At 45.5% G+C, this 16,360-nt stretch carries 14 protein-coding genes; 9 read left to right on the plus strand and 5 right to left on the minus strand.

Annotated elements, in window-relative coordinates:
- Positions 1 to 57: 57 nt before the first annotated feature.
- Both MHZ95_RS08420 and wrbA read left to right on the plus strand, forming a co-directional pair.
- Complete coding sequence (locus MHZ95_RS08420) at positions 58 to 669, plus strand: alpha/beta hydrolase (RefSeq protein WP_239390173.1); 612 nt, start codon at positions 58 to 60, stop codon at positions 667 to 669.
- Between the two features lie 75 nt (positions 670 to 744).
- The gene (gene wrbA / locus MHZ95_RS08425) at positions 745 to 1,365 is read left to right on the plus strand and encodes an NAD(P)H:quinone oxidoreductase type IV (protein ID WP_239390174.1); all 621 of its coding nucleotides are present in this window, start codon (positions 745 to 747) and stop codon (positions 1,363 to 1,365) included.
- A 39-nt stretch (positions 1,366 to 1,404) separates the two neighbouring features.
- Here wrbA and MHZ95_RS08430 read toward each other — a convergent pair whose 3' ends face one another.
- On the minus strand, positions 1,405 to 3,222 hold the full coding sequence (locus tag MHZ95_RS08430; RefSeq protein ID WP_239390175.1) for a helix-turn-helix domain-containing protein: 1,818 nt from the start codon (positions 3,220 to 3,222) through the stop codon (positions 1,405 to 1,407).
- A gap of 223 nt (positions 3,223 to 3,445) precedes the next feature.
- On the opposite strand from MHZ95_RS08430, the gene MHZ95_RS08435 reads away from it, so the two are divergent.
- The 7 genes from MHZ95_RS08435 to glpK all read left to right on the plus strand — a co-directional run bounded on the left by MHZ95_RS08435 (position 3,446) and on the right by glpK (position 11,485).
- Positions 3,446 to 4,153, plus strand: a complete 708-nt coding sequence (locus MHZ95_RS08435; RefSeq protein WP_239390176.1) for a DUF5058 family protein — start codon at positions 3,446 to 3,448, stop codon at positions 4,151 to 4,153.
- A 21-nt stretch (positions 4,154 to 4,174) separates the two neighbouring features.
- On the plus strand, positions 4,175 to 4,897 hold the full coding sequence (locus MHZ95_RS08440; RefSeq protein ID WP_239390177.1) for a small-conductance mechanosensitive channel: 723 nt from the start codon (positions 4,175 to 4,177) through the stop codon (positions 4,895 to 4,897).
- 35 nt (positions 4,898 to 4,932) lie between these two features.
- Positions 4,933 to 6,153 (plus strand): M20 family metallopeptidase, encoded by a 1,221-nt coding sequence (locus tag MHZ95_RS08445; protein ID WP_239390178.1) that lies wholly within the window; start codon positions 4,933 to 4,935, stop codon positions 6,151 to 6,153.
- Positions 6,154 to 6,425: 272 nt separating this feature from the next.
- Positions 6,426 to 8,075, plus strand: coding sequence for a glycerol-3-phosphate dehydrogenase/oxidase (locus tag MHZ95_RS08450; RefSeq protein ID WP_304649032.1), 1,650 nt, complete (start codon positions 6,426 to 6,428; stop codon positions 8,073 to 8,075).
- Positions 8,076 to 8,129: 54 nt separating this feature from the next.
- On the plus strand, positions 8,130 to 8,699 hold the full coding sequence (locus MHZ95_RS08455; RefSeq protein ID WP_239390179.1) for a glycerol-3-phosphate responsive antiterminator: 570 nt from the start codon (positions 8,130 to 8,132) through the stop codon (positions 8,697 to 8,699).
- 431 nt (positions 8,700 to 9,130) lie between these two features.
- Entirely contained in the window at positions 9,131 to 9,961 is an 831-nt protein-coding gene (locus MHZ95_RS08460) for an MIP/aquaporin family protein (protein ID WP_239390180.1), read from the plus strand.
- A gap of 30 nt (positions 9,962 to 9,991) precedes the next feature.
- The gene (gene glpK / locus MHZ95_RS08465) at positions 9,992 to 11,485 is read left to right on the plus strand and encodes a glycerol kinase GlpK (protein ID WP_239390181.1); all 1,494 of its coding nucleotides are present in this window, start codon (positions 9,992 to 9,994) and stop codon (positions 11,483 to 11,485) included.
- Positions 11,486 to 11,556: 71 nt separating this feature from the next.
- Here glpK and MHZ95_RS08470 read toward each other — a convergent pair whose 3' ends face one another.
- The 4 genes from MHZ95_RS08470 to MHZ95_RS08485 form a co-directional block, all read right to left on the minus strand.
- Positions 11,557 to 12,732: a M20 metallopeptidase family protein gene (locus MHZ95_RS08470; RefSeq protein WP_239390182.1), complete on the minus strand. Its 1,176-nt coding sequence runs from the start codon at positions 12,730 to 12,732 to the stop codon at positions 11,557 to 11,559.
- A gap of 23 nt (positions 12,733 to 12,755) precedes the next feature.
- Complete coding sequence (locus tag MHZ95_RS08475) at positions 12,756 to 13,943, minus strand: hypothetical protein (protein ID WP_239390183.1); 1,188 nt, start codon at positions 13,941 to 13,943, stop codon at positions 12,756 to 12,758.
- Between the two features lie 272 nt (positions 13,944 to 14,215).
- The gene (locus MHZ95_RS08480) at positions 14,216 to 15,619 is read right to left on the minus strand and encodes a sensor histidine kinase (protein WP_239390184.1); all 1,404 of its coding nucleotides are present in this window, start codon (positions 15,617 to 15,619) and stop codon (positions 14,216 to 14,218) included.
- Positions 15,616 to 16,317: a response regulator transcription factor gene (locus tag MHZ95_RS08485; RefSeq protein ID WP_239390185.1), complete on the minus strand. Its 702-nt coding sequence runs from the start codon at positions 16,315 to 16,317 to the stop codon at positions 15,616 to 15,618. Before MHZ95_RS08485 ends, MHZ95_RS08480 begins: the two co-directional genes overlap by 4 nt.
- Positions 16,318 to 16,360 lie beyond the last annotated feature (43 nt).

Genomic DNA, 16,360 nt, shown 5'->3' on the forward strand with positions numbered 1-16,360 from the left:
GGGAAGCTTGAACACCGTTCAATGCCCGATAATTTGAGGGATAAGGGAGAGGTTAAGATGAAACATATTTTCAAACCAGGCAAAGATGCAACGAAGCCGGTATTTCTTATGTTGCATGGTACGGGTGGTACGGAACAGGATTTATTGCCGCTTGCGGAGATGGTCGATCCAGATGCAGCCGTGCTAAGCGTTCGTGGCAATGTGCTTGAAAACGGCATGCCACGCTTTTTCCGCAGATTGGCGGCAGGTGTTTTTGATGAGGAGGATTTGATCTTCCGAACAAAAGAACTGAATGATTTCTTAGACGAAGCCGCAAAAGAATATGGTTTTGACAGATTGAATATCGTTGCAATTGGGTATTCTAATGGAGCCAACATTGCCGCGAGCTTGCTGTTCCATTATGCAGATGCGTTGAAAGGTGCGATTCTGCATCATCCGATGGTTCCGCGACGCAGCATCGATTTGCCGGATTTGACGGGGACACAGGTCTTTATCGCTGCGGGTAAAAATGATCCGATGTGCACGGCGGAAGAGTCGGAAGAGTTGGATGAATTACTGACAGATGCGGGCGTGGAAACGGCTGTACATTGGGAGATGAATGGCCATTCGTTAACGCGTACGGAAGTCGATGCAGCGGCGGAATGGTACAACGCAGTATTTGGAAAATGAAGCAGAAGCGAGGCATATGAGATGGGTTTCTTTGCAAAATTATTTGGAAAATCAACAACAGAGGAGACGGTTAACATGACAAAAACAAAAACAGCAATCGTATACTATAGTTCGGGCGGTACGAATTACCAACTGGCACAATGGGCAAAGGAAGCTGCAGAAGCGGCTGGTTCTGAAGTGAGAGTGATGAAAGTGGCAGAAACAGCTCCACAAGCTGCCATCGATTCAACACCGAGTTGGAAAGCACATACGGAAGCGACAAAAGATGTGCCTGTTGCGACAGGCGATGATCTCGAATGGGCAGATGCGATCATCTTTAGCGTACCGACACGTTTTGGGAATGTCGCTAGTCAGGTCCAAGGTTTCTTCGATACATTGGGCGGACATTGGTTCCAAGGAAAGCTAGCCAATAAAGCCGTGAGTGCCATGTCTTCTGCACAAAATCCGCACGGCGGACAAGAAGCGACAATCCTGTCCCTTTATACAACGATGTACCATTGGGGTGCCATTGTTGCAGCACCAGGATTTACAGATCCAGTGACATTTGCAGCAGGCGGAAACCCGTACGGTACGAGTGTCACAGTGGGACAGGACGGAAAAATTGCTGACGATGAAGCGGCGATCAAAGCGGCTGTTGCCCACCAAGCAAAACGCACCGTGCAAGTAGGGACAGTGTTAAAACAATTGAACGCATAATACATGGAAACCGACCTGTGAGGGTCGGTTTTTGTGTCTTTACAGATACGTCGATCGTAAATGGCATGCGAGTTGAATTTTCAAGGAGTCTTCGTTATCGTTTAAGTCCAATTGCAATAGATGCTCGATTTTCCGAAGTCGTTGGTACAGGGTATTGATGTGAATATGCAGTTTTTTCGCTGTTTTTGTGGCGGAACGATTGGCGTTGAAATAGGCGAGCAACGTTTCTTCCAACTCCGTTTTCGATTCGTTAGAGGCGGAGAGAGGTACAAATACTTCATTGATGAATTGCTCGATTTCCTCGGGTGGCTGATTTAAAAAGAGCCGGTTTAACCCGATGTCTTCATATCGGATCATATCGGATCGATTCCGCGAGGCGAGGTAAGCGAGCGTTTTGGTCGCCTCCTCGTGTAATTTTTGAATCGACTGCAACCCTTTATAAGTCGCACTGATGCCGGCACGGAAAGCAGGATTCCCATCCGCATCCCAATCGTTCTTGATGGTTTGGAATTTTTGTCGGATAGCCTGAAACTGATCAGGTTTATCCAAAGGAGCAAGAAGGATGACCTGGTTTTGTAATCCGTAAATCATCGATGCCGTCATAGGTAGCTTCTTTTTCAGTTTCAGAACTAAATGATGAATCTTTATTGCAAGGATTTGCAAGTCTGTGTAATTCGGTATTTCAAAAATGGTAAGGAACCAGTGTGAGGAAACGTCCAGGCCATTCTCCTTTGCAAGCACTTCCAAATGTTCATTGTTAGGGGCGTCCAGCAATGTAAGGAATTGCTCGTGTGTCTTTTTATAAAAAAATTCAGTGACCGTCTGATTTTTAATTAATTCCAATGTCAGAATGGAACAGCCTTGTTCGAGTGCAATATGATCTGATTCGGAAATGCTTTCTTTCACATGAAGGATAAAACAACCGAGAAAAACGATGCCGTTATAGATCGGGTACAGATAAACCATTTTAGCAGGAAATCCAATTTCAAGATGGATTGGTTTTCTGCTACTCGCAAAGATATTTTTTAGCTCGTGTGGATCGGGGGTGGATAATTCTTGAAAGGAATTCGAATAGAATTTCTCTTCGATATTGCTGAAAAAGGTGACTGGACAATCGATCATTTGATTGAATGCATGGATCATCGCTTCAATCCCTCTGTTTTCCAAGGAAATGGCCGTCAACGTTTCCTGCACTTCATGTCTCTTTTGAAGTTGGCTGTTCCGCTCTTCCAGTTGCGTGCTCAATTGAGTGATCTCTCCAATTCGGCGTTGTGCTTCCGCGTAATACTGTGCATTTTGAATCGCGATGGCGGCTTGTTCCGCAAACACTTGTAATAAAAGCAAATCATTTTCGTCTAACACTTTTTTCCGTTTCAATTGGTGGGTGGTCATCACCCCAATCCGTTTCCCTTCAAGCGAAATCGGAACGCAAATAAGGGTTTCAGGCCCCGTTGTAGAAGTTATGGACGTTGTAAGCGTCTGAAGATTCGCTTTGGAAATATGAAAATCATCCATTGTGTTCATCAATTCCTCATGGGAGTTAAAGAACCTGCCAATCCCATCCTCAAATACTTTACCTGTAATAGATTCCCCCTTTTTCACCTTGAAATTGTAGATATTGTCCGTGAATCCAATGGGTGCTTTCGCAAGTAGCCGATCGGATGCTTCATCGTAAAGCAATAAGTATCCCGCATCGGTGGCAGGGATCACTTTTAGGGCGTTGCGCATAATCTTTTTCAACACTTCGTCAAGGTCCAGGCTGGAGGTGATGGAACGGATGCTATCGACTAAAATGGTCAGTTCATTTTCATTCATATGATCTTGCAATAATGAATGTGGTGATTCGAATTCTGTCATTTTGAAGGTCTCCTTCCCATTGTGATGTAGGATTATCCATATAAAAAATAGGAATTGTATGAAGATACACATTGTTTCAAGGATAACCCCAGTGTATAGTAAGGAACATAAATTGAAAAGGGCTAAAATTCGAACTAATTGTAAGCGCTTTATTTGTTGGTAATATGGTAACTGTCTATAGTTAGTGATGGCTAGTAAAAAGTGGAACTGGGGAGGGAAAAAGATGATAGAAACAATGAAGGTGGCAAATAGCTTTCCGATGTGGATCATTGCCATGTTGGTTGTAGGGACGGTTATTTTTCAAGCGGTTATGTTTATTCGGATTGCTTCAAGAGCGAGTGCGGATGTTGGACTGACGAAGTCTGAAGTGAGAGCGGCCGTGAGAACGGGGGCCATCAGTTCGTTAGGACCTTCTTTTGCAATTATTATTGTAGCGATCTCGTTAATCACGTTTATAGGAAATCCGGTGACATTGATGCGGATTGGAATTGTTGGATCGGCACCGATCGAAACGGTGGGTGCAAGCCTTGGCGCACAGGCGGCTGGCGTCGATTTGGGATCACCGGAATTCAGTCCACAGGCATTTACAAATGCCGTTTGGGTCATGACCCTTGGTGGTATGGGTTGGCTGTTATTTACAGCCCTTTTTACGAAATCATTGGGGAAAATGGAAGCTAAAGTTGCGAAGAAAAAGAGCAATGTGACGTTGATGAAAGCTGTTTCCACAGCAGCGATGATCGGTGCTTTCAGCTATCTTGGAGGAAGCGAGATGGTGAAAGGGGTCAATGAGTCGATCGTATTCGTCGTTGCCTTTCTCGTAATGCCGGTCATTCTGTGGGCTTCCAATCGGTTTAAAGCAAGCTGGTTAAAAGAATGGTCGCTTGGATTAATAATTGTCGTTGGGATATCGGTAGGCTATCTATTACTTTAAAGGAAAGGCGGGAGAAAAACGATGACGATTAGCAATGAAGTGGAAAGTGAAGTTGTGGAACAAGTACAAGGAAAAGCGGCAGACAATGCTATTGATTTTGAAACGTTTCATGAAAAATCACATTTTTGGGGTCGCTTAACGATTTGGAGCGTTATTATATTTACAATGTCTTTACCCCTCTATTTATCCTTCGGTCTTGGTTTTCATCCGGGCTGGTCTTCGATTCTTGCAGGGTTCATGGCTTACGCAGCAATTGTTGCGTTTGTTTGGGTAATCGAGCCAATTAGTTACTATCCGACTTTAGGCGTTTCGGGCACCTACTTGGCGTTTTTAACGGGAAACATCGGGAATATGTGTCTGCCAAGTGCTTCCATCGCCCAAAGTGTCGTCGGTGCGGAACCTGGGACAAGAAAAGGGGAAATTACGGCAACGCTTGCCATTTCGGCCGCATCCATTGTCAATACGGTTTTCCTCTTGTTTGTCATACTTGGCGGTTCGTACCTCATTACGATGATGCCCGACTCGTTAACCGCTGCATTTAAGTTTGTATTACCGGCAATTTTTGGCGGGGTCATTGCCCAATTTGCATTGCAAAAACCGTTATGGGGAGTGATCGGAATTGCCTTTGGTTTGTTTGTCAATCTAGGTCCGGTTCCACGTCCCTTACAGACATTTCTGTGCATACTCGGAACGGTTGTCGTTTGTATGCTACTTGAGAAGATGAAAAATAAAAAGACGGCATAATTATAATGAAATAGGCTTAAATGGAGGCGAGATGGATGAGTCAACAAGTGAAAGAAGCAATCGAAACGAAAAAGCAATTGATGGAACTGCTAGCAAGTCGCGAAGATGAGATGATCGCGATTCGGCGTCATTTACATGAGAATCCCGAACTGTCATTTAAAGAAGAGAAGACGGCACAATATATTGCGGATTTTTATCAAGGTAAAGACGTGGATGTGCAAACGAATGTCGGCAATGGCTATGGTATCGTTGTGACGATTAAAGGCGATCGACCAGGAAAAACAATCGGTCTTCGTGCTGATTTCGATGCATTGCCGATCCGCGAGGAAACGGATGTGCCGTTCAAATCGAAAAACGACGGTGTCATGCATGCTTGTGGGCATGATGGGCATACCGCTTACATGATGGTTTTGGCGGATTGTTTGATTCAACTGAAGTCCTCCATTGCAGGGACGATTAAAATTATTCATCAGCATGCAGAGGAAACACCGCCGGGCGGGGCGAAAAGTATCGTTGAATCAGGCGTGCTGGATGATTTGGATCAAGTTTTTGGGACGCATTTGATTCCGGCACTACCGACGGGCACAATCGGATATCGCAGCGGTTATGCGATGGCAGGAAGAACGTATTTCAAGCTGGTGATCCAAGGGAAGGGCGGTCACGGATCGTCTCCGCATCAGTCTAATGATCCGATCGTTGCAGGTGCTCATTTTGTTACAGCTATCCAAACCATCGTCAGCCGCCGCTTGAATCCGTTTGAAATGGGCGTCGTCACGATTGGTTCATTTGACGGGAAAGGTTCGTTTAATGTCATCAAAGATAGCATCGAGATTGAGGGCGATGTCCGTTACATGAACACGGAAACGCAGCAATTGATCGAACAGGAGATTCGCCGCATAACAAGCGGGATCGAATTGGAATTCAATGTCCAATGTGAGCTGACGTACACAGCCGATTATCCGCCACTTTATAATGATCCGGAAACGACAGAGAAAGTGGTATCCATCCTGAGAAATTCAGAGGAGAAGGATATTCTATCAGTGGTAGAGATTCCTATGAATCCGGCGTCGGAAGACTTCTCGTATTATTTGGAAAAAGTTCCGGGTACGTTTTTCAATATCGGTTGTAAACCAAAAGGGGTGGAGAAAGCCTACATGAACCATCACCCGAAATTTGATATTGATGAAGATGCGCTTCTCATTTCCGCGAAATCGGTTGCTGAAGTTGTGTGCAGTTACTATGGGATAAATGAATAAACAAAATGCACCGTAGTGAACCAGTGGCTTATCTTTATTCGGCAAATGTTTTGTACGGAAAACGAAGCAAAGTTTCTGCTAAAGCATTTGGAGCGTCTTTGTTTCCAATAACGCCTCCATATGGTACACTAATTTTAAGTTAATAATTACGGTTTGAGTTGATGAGAGACCTGACGACATGACTGCATTTTGCAGTCGTGTGCGTTGTGGTCTCTTTTTTGTTGAAAAAAACAGCCGGATTCCAAAATATAGATTCAAAGGAGAAGATTTAAATGGCCGGATTATCAGCATTGGATAGGAATGAGATGTTTGAGAAAATGGGAACGGAGAGTTTTGATTTATTGATCATTGGAGGGGGCATTACGGGCGCGGGAATCGCTTTGGATGCAGTGACACGGGGCATGAAGGTCGCGCTTGTGGAGATGCAGGATTTTGCGTCGGGTACATCGAGCCGTTCGACGAAACTTGTCCACGGCGGCTTGCGTTATTTGAAGCAGTTTGAAATTAAAGAAGTGGCGGAGCTTGGTAAAGAACGGGCGATCGTCTATGAAAATGGTCCACATGTGACGACACCGGAATGGATGTTGTTGCCGTTTCATAAAGGCGGGACGTTCGGCAAGTTGTCGACCTCCCTAGGCTTACGCGTCTATGACTTTTTGGCAGGGGTCAAAAAGGGTGAACGACGAACAATGCTTTCCGTCGAAGAAACAATCCGCAAAGTGCCGATCGTCAAAAAAGATGGCTTGCAGGGCGGTGGGCTGTATGTTGAATATCGTACAGATGATGCCCGCCTGACGATTGAAGTGATCAAAGCAGCGGCCGAAAGTGGAGCAATAATCACCAATTATGCAAAAGCGGAGCAGTTTCTTTATAACGAGGAAAAGCAAATGATAGGTGCGGAAATTACGGATGTGCTGACGGGAAAGAAGATTTCAATCCGTGCGAAAAAGATCGTCAATGCAACCGGGCCATGGGTGGATGATGTAAGGGAAATCGATGGGTCGAAAAAAGGGAAGCATCTGATTTTATCCAAAGGGGTCCATCTTGTATTCGATCAGTCTGTATTTCCATTACAGCAGGCGGTTTATTTCGATACACCCGATAAACGCATGGTATTCGCGATACCAAGGGATGGGAAAACCTATGTGGGAACGACCGATACTTTTTATGATGGGAATCGTATAACAATTGACATTACGACAGAGGACCGTGCATATATACTGGATGCAATCCGATATATGTTCCCCGATTTACGGATTGTGGAGGCGGACATCGAGTCAAGTTGGGCAGGAATTCGTCCGCTCATTCATGAAGAGGGGAAAAATCCTTCGGAAATCTCGCGGAAAGATGAGATTTGGGAATCTGAAAATGGCCTTCTCACAATTGCGGGGGGGAAATTGACGGGCTATCGGAAAATGGCAGAAATGGTTGTCGATAAGGTCGTGAATGATTTGAATAATAAAGGGGACGGGAAGTTCGGTTCTTCTGTGACAAAGCATTTTCCAATTTCCGGAGGCGACATCGGAGGTTCCTCAAGGTTGGAGCAATTCTTAGAGGTAATAGGCAAAGAAGCAGTGCGTTTGGGGCTTGATGAAGAACAGGGCCGCAAGCTGGCGAAAATGTATGGCTCCAATGTCAATACCGTTTTTAACTATTTGCAAGATGGGAAAACATCGATTCCGCGGGTGTTAGCTGCTCAACTGATGTACGCTATTCATCATGAAATGGCCGTAAAACCTGTTGATTTCTTCAGTAGAAGGACGGGTGCGTTATTATTCGACATCGCAACGGTCACTGCATGGAAGGAGTCGGTCATTGCTGAAATGGCAAACTTGTTCGGCTGGACGGAAACCGAACAGGCGCACTATACAAAGGAACTAGAGCAGGAAATTGCGGTTGCTACGACGGCGGTGGAGTTGTAAGTTCGGTACAATTAATTGATTGGAATGAATTAATGGGAAGAGAGGAGTGACAACATGCCTTTTCATAAGCAAAGAATTTTGCCGGCGTTACGGCATTTGAAGCAGTTGGAGTCCTTGTTGAACAGTCCTTACGAATATATCGTCTTACTGGAAGTCCACATCAGCAATTTAAAAACGATTAAAAACGAAGCAGATCGTCATCGAAAAAAACTGATTATCCATGCAGACCTTATCCAAGGATTGAAAACGGATGACTATGCTGCAGAGTTTCTATGCAATGATATCCGTCCGGCGGGTATCATTTCCACTCGTTCGAATATGATTCTAAAAGCGAAGGCAAAGGGCATCATTGCAATCCAACGGATGTTTCTATTAGATACGATTGCATTGGAAAAAAGCTACTCGCTAATTGAGCGGGCGAAGCCCGATTATATTGAAATTTTGCCGGGGGTTATCCCGGAGATCATCAGCGAAGTGCATGAGCGGACCGGCATTCCGATAATCAGTGGCGGGCTGATCCGTTCGGAGGCTCATGTCCAAGCAGCGCTCGACGCCGGAGCAAAAGCAGTCACTACGTCAAACAAGCAACTTTGGGCGGCTTTTAAGAATGATTCCCCTTCGTAATTTCAAGGAAACGTATTGAATGCCATCCGTTTTTTTAGCGCATCTTGGCAAGTACCTTGTGCGTGTGAAATCTAAAACGCATTGACAGTAGTTTGAATTATTTATATAATATGGATAAGTTCATATAAAGTGGTTGAGTGTTGAGGTCCACATTTATTCATTCCGCACAGGCGGATGATTAAATGTGGACTTTTTTTATCTTCATTCAGCAGAAGACTCCCATCTCCATAGGTGGTGAGATGAATGCGTTTTGATTTACTGTTCAGCGGGTGTTCAAACGCCTGCTGAACGAAGATAAAGCCTCCGGCGGATGTCACAGATTTTGAAAGGAGTCAATTGCGCAAGCGCAATTCAAAATCTGGACGCAATTACGCCGAGGCGTAATTGATATTGTATTCGTAATCGCTTACAAAACAAAGGAGGAAGTGGAGATGACACCGTTTTTAGGGGAATTGGTTGGTACAATGATTTTAATCATTTTTGGAGCTGGGGTTGTCGGTGGGGTTCTGATGAAAAATTCGAAGGCGGAGGGTTCCGGTTGGATTGTCATTACAATCGGATGGGGTCTTGCAGTTGCGATGGGTGTTTATGCAGTCGGGAATTTCAGTGGTGCCCATTTAAATCCTGCAGTGACAATCGGGATGGCATCCATCGGTGAATTTCCGTGGGCGGATGTGCCAAGTTATATTGCTGCGCAAATGATAGGTGGGATAATCGGTGCTGTCATTGTCTATTTCCACTACTTACCGCATTGGCAGGAAACGGCGGATCCAGAAGCGAAATTGGCCGTTTTTGCTACAATACCTGCAATCCGCCATCCGTTATCGAATTTGACGAGCGAAATCATCGGTACATTTATTTTACTGCTCGGATTGCTAACGATTGGTGCGAATGAGTTCACGGAAGGTTTGAATCCTTTGATTGTCGGCGCATTGATTGTTGCAATTGGCATGTCGCTTGGGGGGACAACAGGTTACGCGATTAATCCTGCACGCGATTTAGGTCCGAGGATTGCCCACTTTTTCCTGCCGATCTCCGGCAAGGGATCATCTGACTGGGGGTATGCATGGGTACCGGTTGTCGGACCGATTCTTGGCGGCTCATTCGGCGCCCTTTTTTATCAACAAGTATTTGAAGGTGTGAACAGTCTGGCATTTTGGGTAGTCGGAGCGATTACGATTGCAATTCTTTTAGGTGCACAATTTACAATTAGAAAAGAGAAGGAAGCTGTTTTGAAGACAGAAGTTGCAGAAAGAGTATAATTGGTCTAAAAACCCATAGGAGGAATGAGCATGACGAACAGCTACATTTTGGCACTTGATCAAGGGACGACGAGTTCACGGGCAATTCTATTTGATGGGAAAGGGGAGATCTTCCACACATCTCAACAGGAATTCACCCAATACTTCCCGAAATCGGGCTGGGTGGAGCATAACGCGGATGAAATATGGAGTTCGATTCTAGCTGTCATCGCGGGTGTATTGTCAGAGAAAAACATCCATGCCGATCAAATAAAAGGCATCGGCATTACGAACCAACGGGAGACGACTGTCGTATGGGATAAACGGACGGGCGATCCGATTTACAATGCGATTGTTTGGCAATCGCGTCAAACCGCGGGTATTTGTGAAGACTTGAAAGCTGCAGGTCATGGTGATACCTTCCGTGAGAAAACCGGTTTGCTCGTCGATGCTTATTTCTCCGGGACGAAAGTGAAATGGATTTTGGACAATGTGGAAGGAGCGAGGGAGAAAGCGGAGCGGGGCGACCTGTTATTCGGAACAATCGATACTTGGCTTGTCTGGAAGCTGTCAGGCGGCAAAGCCCATGTCACCGATTATTCAAATGCTTCGAGAACGCTCATGTACAATATTTATGATTTAAAGTGGGACCAAGAGTTGCTAGATATCTTGGATATACCGGCATCGATGCTTCCCGAAGTCCGACCTTCCTCGGAAATCTACGCACATACGGATGAGGATCTTTTCTTTGGGCATGCGGCTCCAATTGCTGGCGTAGCAGGAGATCAGCAGGCGGCATTGTTCGGGCAGGCATGTTTTGAAAGCGGTATGGTTAAAAATACTTATGGTACGGGCTGCTTTATGCTCATGAATACGGGGGAAAAGGCGGTTAAGTCCGAACATGGCCTATTGACGACGCTCGCTTGGGGCATTGACGGTAAAGTGGAATATGCACTCGAAGGAAGCATCTTTGTCGCAGGTTCTGCGATTCAGTGGTTGCGTGATGGGCTTCGAATGTTCAGGAGTTCGGCTGAAAGCGAGCGATATGCTGAACGGGTTACATCAACGGAGGGTGTTTACGTCGTACCGGCATTCGTTGGACTAGGTGCACCGTACTGGGACAGCGATGTGCGGGGGGCAGTCTTTGGATTGACGCGGGGCACGTCGAAAGAGCATTTTGTCCGTGCAACATTGGAGGCGCTTGCCTATCAGACGAAAGATGTGCTTGATGCAATGGAAGCCGACTCAGGAATCACCTTGAAAACATTACGTGTTGACGGTGGGGCGGTAAGAAATGATTTTCTAATGCAGTTCCAAAGTGATCTGTTGAATGTGCCGGTCGAACGGCCTCTGATCAATGAAACAACCGCTTTAGGAGCTGCCTATTTAGCTGGTTTGGCTGTCGGCTTTTGGAAGGATTGCTCCGAAATTTCCGCTCATTGGCAGCTCGATCGCCCATTTGAACCTGTTATGGACCAAGCGCAGCGGGAAGACCTGTACGGGGGTTGGCAAAAAGCCGTACAAGCGGCGATGGTTTTTAAATAAGTGAGTAGTTACGAAATATCACCGCCACGCACAAAAAAACGGAAAAGCCATTTAGCTTTTCCGTTTTTTCATCACTTACTCAAATAAGCCCAAGCATATTGCGCATAAAGTTCCGCGCCAGTAGCAAGCGCATCTTCGTCGATGTCAAAGTTGCCGTGGTGATGGGACCATTCTGTATCCTTTTCCGGATTTCCGCTGCCGACAAGTGCGAAGCTGCCCGGTGCTTCATCAAGGAAGAAGGAGAAATCTTCAGCGCCCATTGTGGGTTTTTCATCGTACAGTACACCCGCACCAAATGCTTCCGCTGCGACATGTTGGACAAGTTTTGCACTTGCTTCATCATTGATGACAGGTTGTGTACCACGGATGTATTCGACTTCTGCTGTTGCACCGTAAATCGCTGCGACTTGTTCGGCATATTGGGAGATGCCTTTTTCAATTTCATCACGTGTGTCTTGATGGAATGTACGAACAGTTCCTTCGATCAGCGCGTTTTCAGCGATGACGTTGAAACGGGTACCGACTTCCATCTTCCCGACTGTTAAGACAGCCGGGCTTTGCGGGTCTATTGCCCGGGAAATGATCGTTTGCACATTCATGACGAATGAAGATGCAACGATTGCCGCGTCGATGCAGTCTTCTGGCATGGCTCCATGTCCGCCTTTTCCTTTGAAATGCACTTTGAAAATATCCGCAGCGGCAAAGGACGGTCCCGGCGTGCAAGAAACTTTATGGGTCGGCATTTGGGACCAGATGTGGATGCCGAAAACATTATCGACACCTTCCATGGCGCCTTGTTCGACCATCGCCTTTGCCCCTTGTGCAATTTCCTCGGCAGGTTGAAACAGCAGACGAACATTGCCAGGTAGTTCGTCTCTCACATCCGCTAATGCTTTAGCGGCAATGAGGAGCATGGAAGTATGTGCGTCATGCCCACATGCATGCATTTTCCCGGCAATTTTGGAAGCGTAAGGGACATGTTTGTTTAATTGTTCTACCGAAAGGGCATCCATGTCGCCGCGTAGGACCACTGTTTTGCCGCCGGAAGCCCCTTGGATTTCTGCGATGACGCCAGTCGGTTCCGTCTTCCGATAGGAAATGCCGAGCTTGTCCAAATAGTCACAGACAAAGGCAGTTGTTTTTACTTCTTCAAAAGATAACTCTGGTTCGCTATGAAACTGGCGTCGCAGTGCAGTCAGTTCATCGCTGTATGCCTCGATCGCACTTTTAATTTTCTGATTAATCATAGTGTTGTCCTCCTGTACCATTATTACAAGAATCCGACGAAGAAGCCTGCAAGGATGACCGATACAATCGTTACGCTTATAAACCCGCCGACAAGCATCGGTGGCAGCATATGACTGGTCAACGCTTCTCGCTCTTTTTCATCTTCCGTCAATGAATTAATGACTTCGTTGGTAATGATGTAGTCCGCAGGGAAGCCATACAATGCAGTTAACGATACAGCAAACGCCAATTCTTTACTGACCCCTAATACTTTTCCGATGATGAACGAGAAGATGTACATACCGATGACGCCCAAAACGATACATACGATTAGCGGATAAAGAATTTCCATCATCATAGAAGGCGTCGCCACTTTCAAACCGTCAAATACGAAGAGCATCAAGACAAGGATCGCTATCCCGAACCCGTTCGCTTTTTGCAACACTTGGCGCTCTAGAAAGCCGACGCTTGCCCCGATAATACCAAATAGAAGACAGAGAACGTAAGGGCTGACCGAAACAATCGGTTCAAGCCATGTTGAAGTCAGGTAAGCAAGATACCCGACGATGGCGAGACGGAAAAACTTAAAGTAATCGGTGTTGTATTTTTCAGGCAATTTACGGAACAACTTTAGTTCTTGTTTCGGTTCTGTATCAGATAAAGTACTTGAGTTTTCAACCGCTAATTCGCCTTTACGGTATTTCGCAAGAAGTCTTTTCCCTTCTTTGTTCAGTACAATTGACGTTAATGGGTAGCCAGCAAACCCTTGCATCGCATAAATGACGATGGCAAATACGGACAATGTGGCAAGCCCGGCATCCGCAGCACCCTCTGACATGATCAAAGCAGACACAATACCCCCAACAAGAGGCGGAATGGCAACCAAGACTGTTTTAAAATCGAAAATAAGTGCGCCGATTGTAAAGAGGACGACGACAATTCCTAAAATTCCCGCAAGTGATATTAAAATGGTTTTCCATTGCTCTTTCAGTTGTTGAAGAGACAATAGGGTACCCATATTTGTAATCAGTAGATAAATCATCATCGAAGCGACAACGGGTGGTATACCGGCAGTTGCAACGATATCGGTTGGAAAGAATGTCCAATAACCAAGCAAGAACAGGACTGCACAAACGAAAACAGAAGGGATCCATGCTTTAGTTCGCACAGATACCAAATCTCCAATAAATAAAACAGCAACGACAATGACTAATGCAAGCATCTGTGCCATTAGAATTTCCCCTTTCAGATTTAAAAGAATTTTAAATAGAATAACATGAAAGTTTGTGAAATAAAAGCGTATTTTGTATATTTACAATAATATTTTTAAATAATTGGTAGTGGAAATGTTTAATTGGGAAACACTGCTATAAAAGGTTGGAAGGAGATGATTATTATTTTGTTTGTTTTACTCACTTTTGTCGGATAATAAAAAGGAAGAGGTTATCCTTGCAGTCAGTATGTAATGACTTGAAAGAAAGCCTCTTCCTTTTTGCGCTTTTATTATTTCGGAAGGGAAATGGTGAATTTTGTTCCGTTCCCTTTTTCGCTTGTGACGTCAATTGTACCATCGTGCATCATGACGAGCTGTTTGACGATGGACAGCCCGAGACCGAATTCGCCGTAAGGATTGGTGGTCCGGGAGACGATCGCTTTGTAAAAACGGCCCCAAATTTTCTCAACATCATCAGGATCGATGCCGATGCCCGTGTCTTCGATTTCAATGATTGTTGAATTTTCTTTTTCGAATCCACGTAAATGGATGGTCCCATTATCCGTAAATTGAATGCTGTTTTTCGTAATGTTGATCAATATCTGTGTCAGCCGATCATAGTCGGCAACGACCCGTACCGTTGGATCGGCTGTGACGATGATGGTGTCGTTCCGTTCGTCCGCCATGCCTTCCAGTTGGTCTTGGATGACTTCCAGCAGTTCGATCAGTTGGATGTCTTGTTTGAGCAATGTCACTTGGTTGGAACGGATTTTTTCGTAATCCAAGTTTTCGTTGACGAGCCGGATCAGTCGCATCGTTTCATTGCTGGCTAACTGGAGCCCTTTTTCTTTTTCAGATTCGGAGATCATATCGTTTTTCAAGCCTTCGATGATGCCTCGGATCGTCGTCAGTGGCGTGCGCAACTCATGGGACACATCGGCCATGAACTGGCGGCGCCTGTTTTCCAGATTTTCGATTTCCTCCATTGAAGCATCGAGTTTTTCCACCATCTCATTGAAGTCTCCGGCAAGCTCACCGATTTCGTCAAAATGTGAGGAGGGGATCCGGACGGAATAATCACCTTGCGCAATGGCGGAAGTCGCAAGTTGAAGTCGTTTAATGCGCTTTACATGGAAAGTCGATAAGATCCAGCTGAGCAAGAGGGCGATCGCTAATGCGATAAATGTTGTGACAAGCAAAAAGTTATTGACCTGTGAAATGACTTCGCGTGACCCTTTAATCGGTGACGTTAACAGAATGCCGCCGACAAATCGATGGTTTTGGATATAGGGAAGGAGGACGAAGGTGACGGCTTCGTCGAATCGTTTGAAATCCTGTTTAACAATGACCGTATGGCCGCTTTTAATATCATGCCATTCGTCTTCATTCAGCTCAATGAGCGGGGTTTTTAGCCCAGTCGAATAAATGATGGCTGATCTTTCATCGAAAAGACTATATTGGATATCGCGTCCGTCCAGTACAAGCCCATACGATTGCAAAATGCTTGACGAATTGCGCGGATTCCGTTCAATATCGCGTAAAATAGTTTGTCCATACGCGGCGAGCTCATCGGTTTTATTGGTATAGACAAATTGTTCGACGTAATGGGAAAACAGCAGACTCAAGATAAGAAAGGCGATGACAATAACGCTGACGTGGCTGGCGAGCTGCTGATACAAATATTTGATTTTCATGTATCGGCACCACTCGTCTCATCGAATCGATAGCCGACGCCCCAAACCGTATGGAAGAAAGGTTGTTCGTCTGTAGCAATTTTTGTCCGAAGACGTTTAATGTGAACGTCGACCGTTCGATCGTCTCCGTAAAAATCATAGCCCCAAACGCGATCGAGCAGTTGTTCACGTGAAAATACTTGTTTCGGGTGTTGCACAAAATGGGTGAGCAGATCGAATTCTTTCGGTGTCAAATTGTGGATCGGCTTACCGTCGAGCAATACTTCGCGTGTGTTCTGATTGATTTTAAAATGGGTTGTTTCCAACACACCTTCTTCCAATGGAGGTTTTTTGGGGGAAGCATATCTGCGTGTTACGGCTTTGATACGGGCCATCAAGGCAAGAGGGCTGAATGGTTTGGTGACGTAATCATCCGCCCCCATTTCAAGGCCGAGCACTTGATCCGATTCACTATCCTTCGCTGTAAGCATAATGATCGGCGTCGGGAAACCTTGCTGTCGTAAAGTGCGGCAAATTGTCACCCCATCCATGCCGGGAAGCATCCAGTCGACAATCAAGCAGTCCCACTCCGCTTCACGTGCTCGGTTGAAGCCTGCAAGACCGTCTTTCACAAATTCCCCTTTGATGCCTTCCTTCGAGAAAAAGAGTTCAATCATCGACGAGACGCTTTCATTGTCTTCGATCACTAAAATTTTCAAAAAATCGCCTCCTCACGAGCCACAAGTTTCTTTCATTATAATG

Source organism: Sporosarcina sp. ACRSM (assembly GCF_022346545.1).
Classification (GTDB): Bacteria; Bacillota; Bacilli; order Bacillales_A; family Planococcaceae; genus Sporosarcina.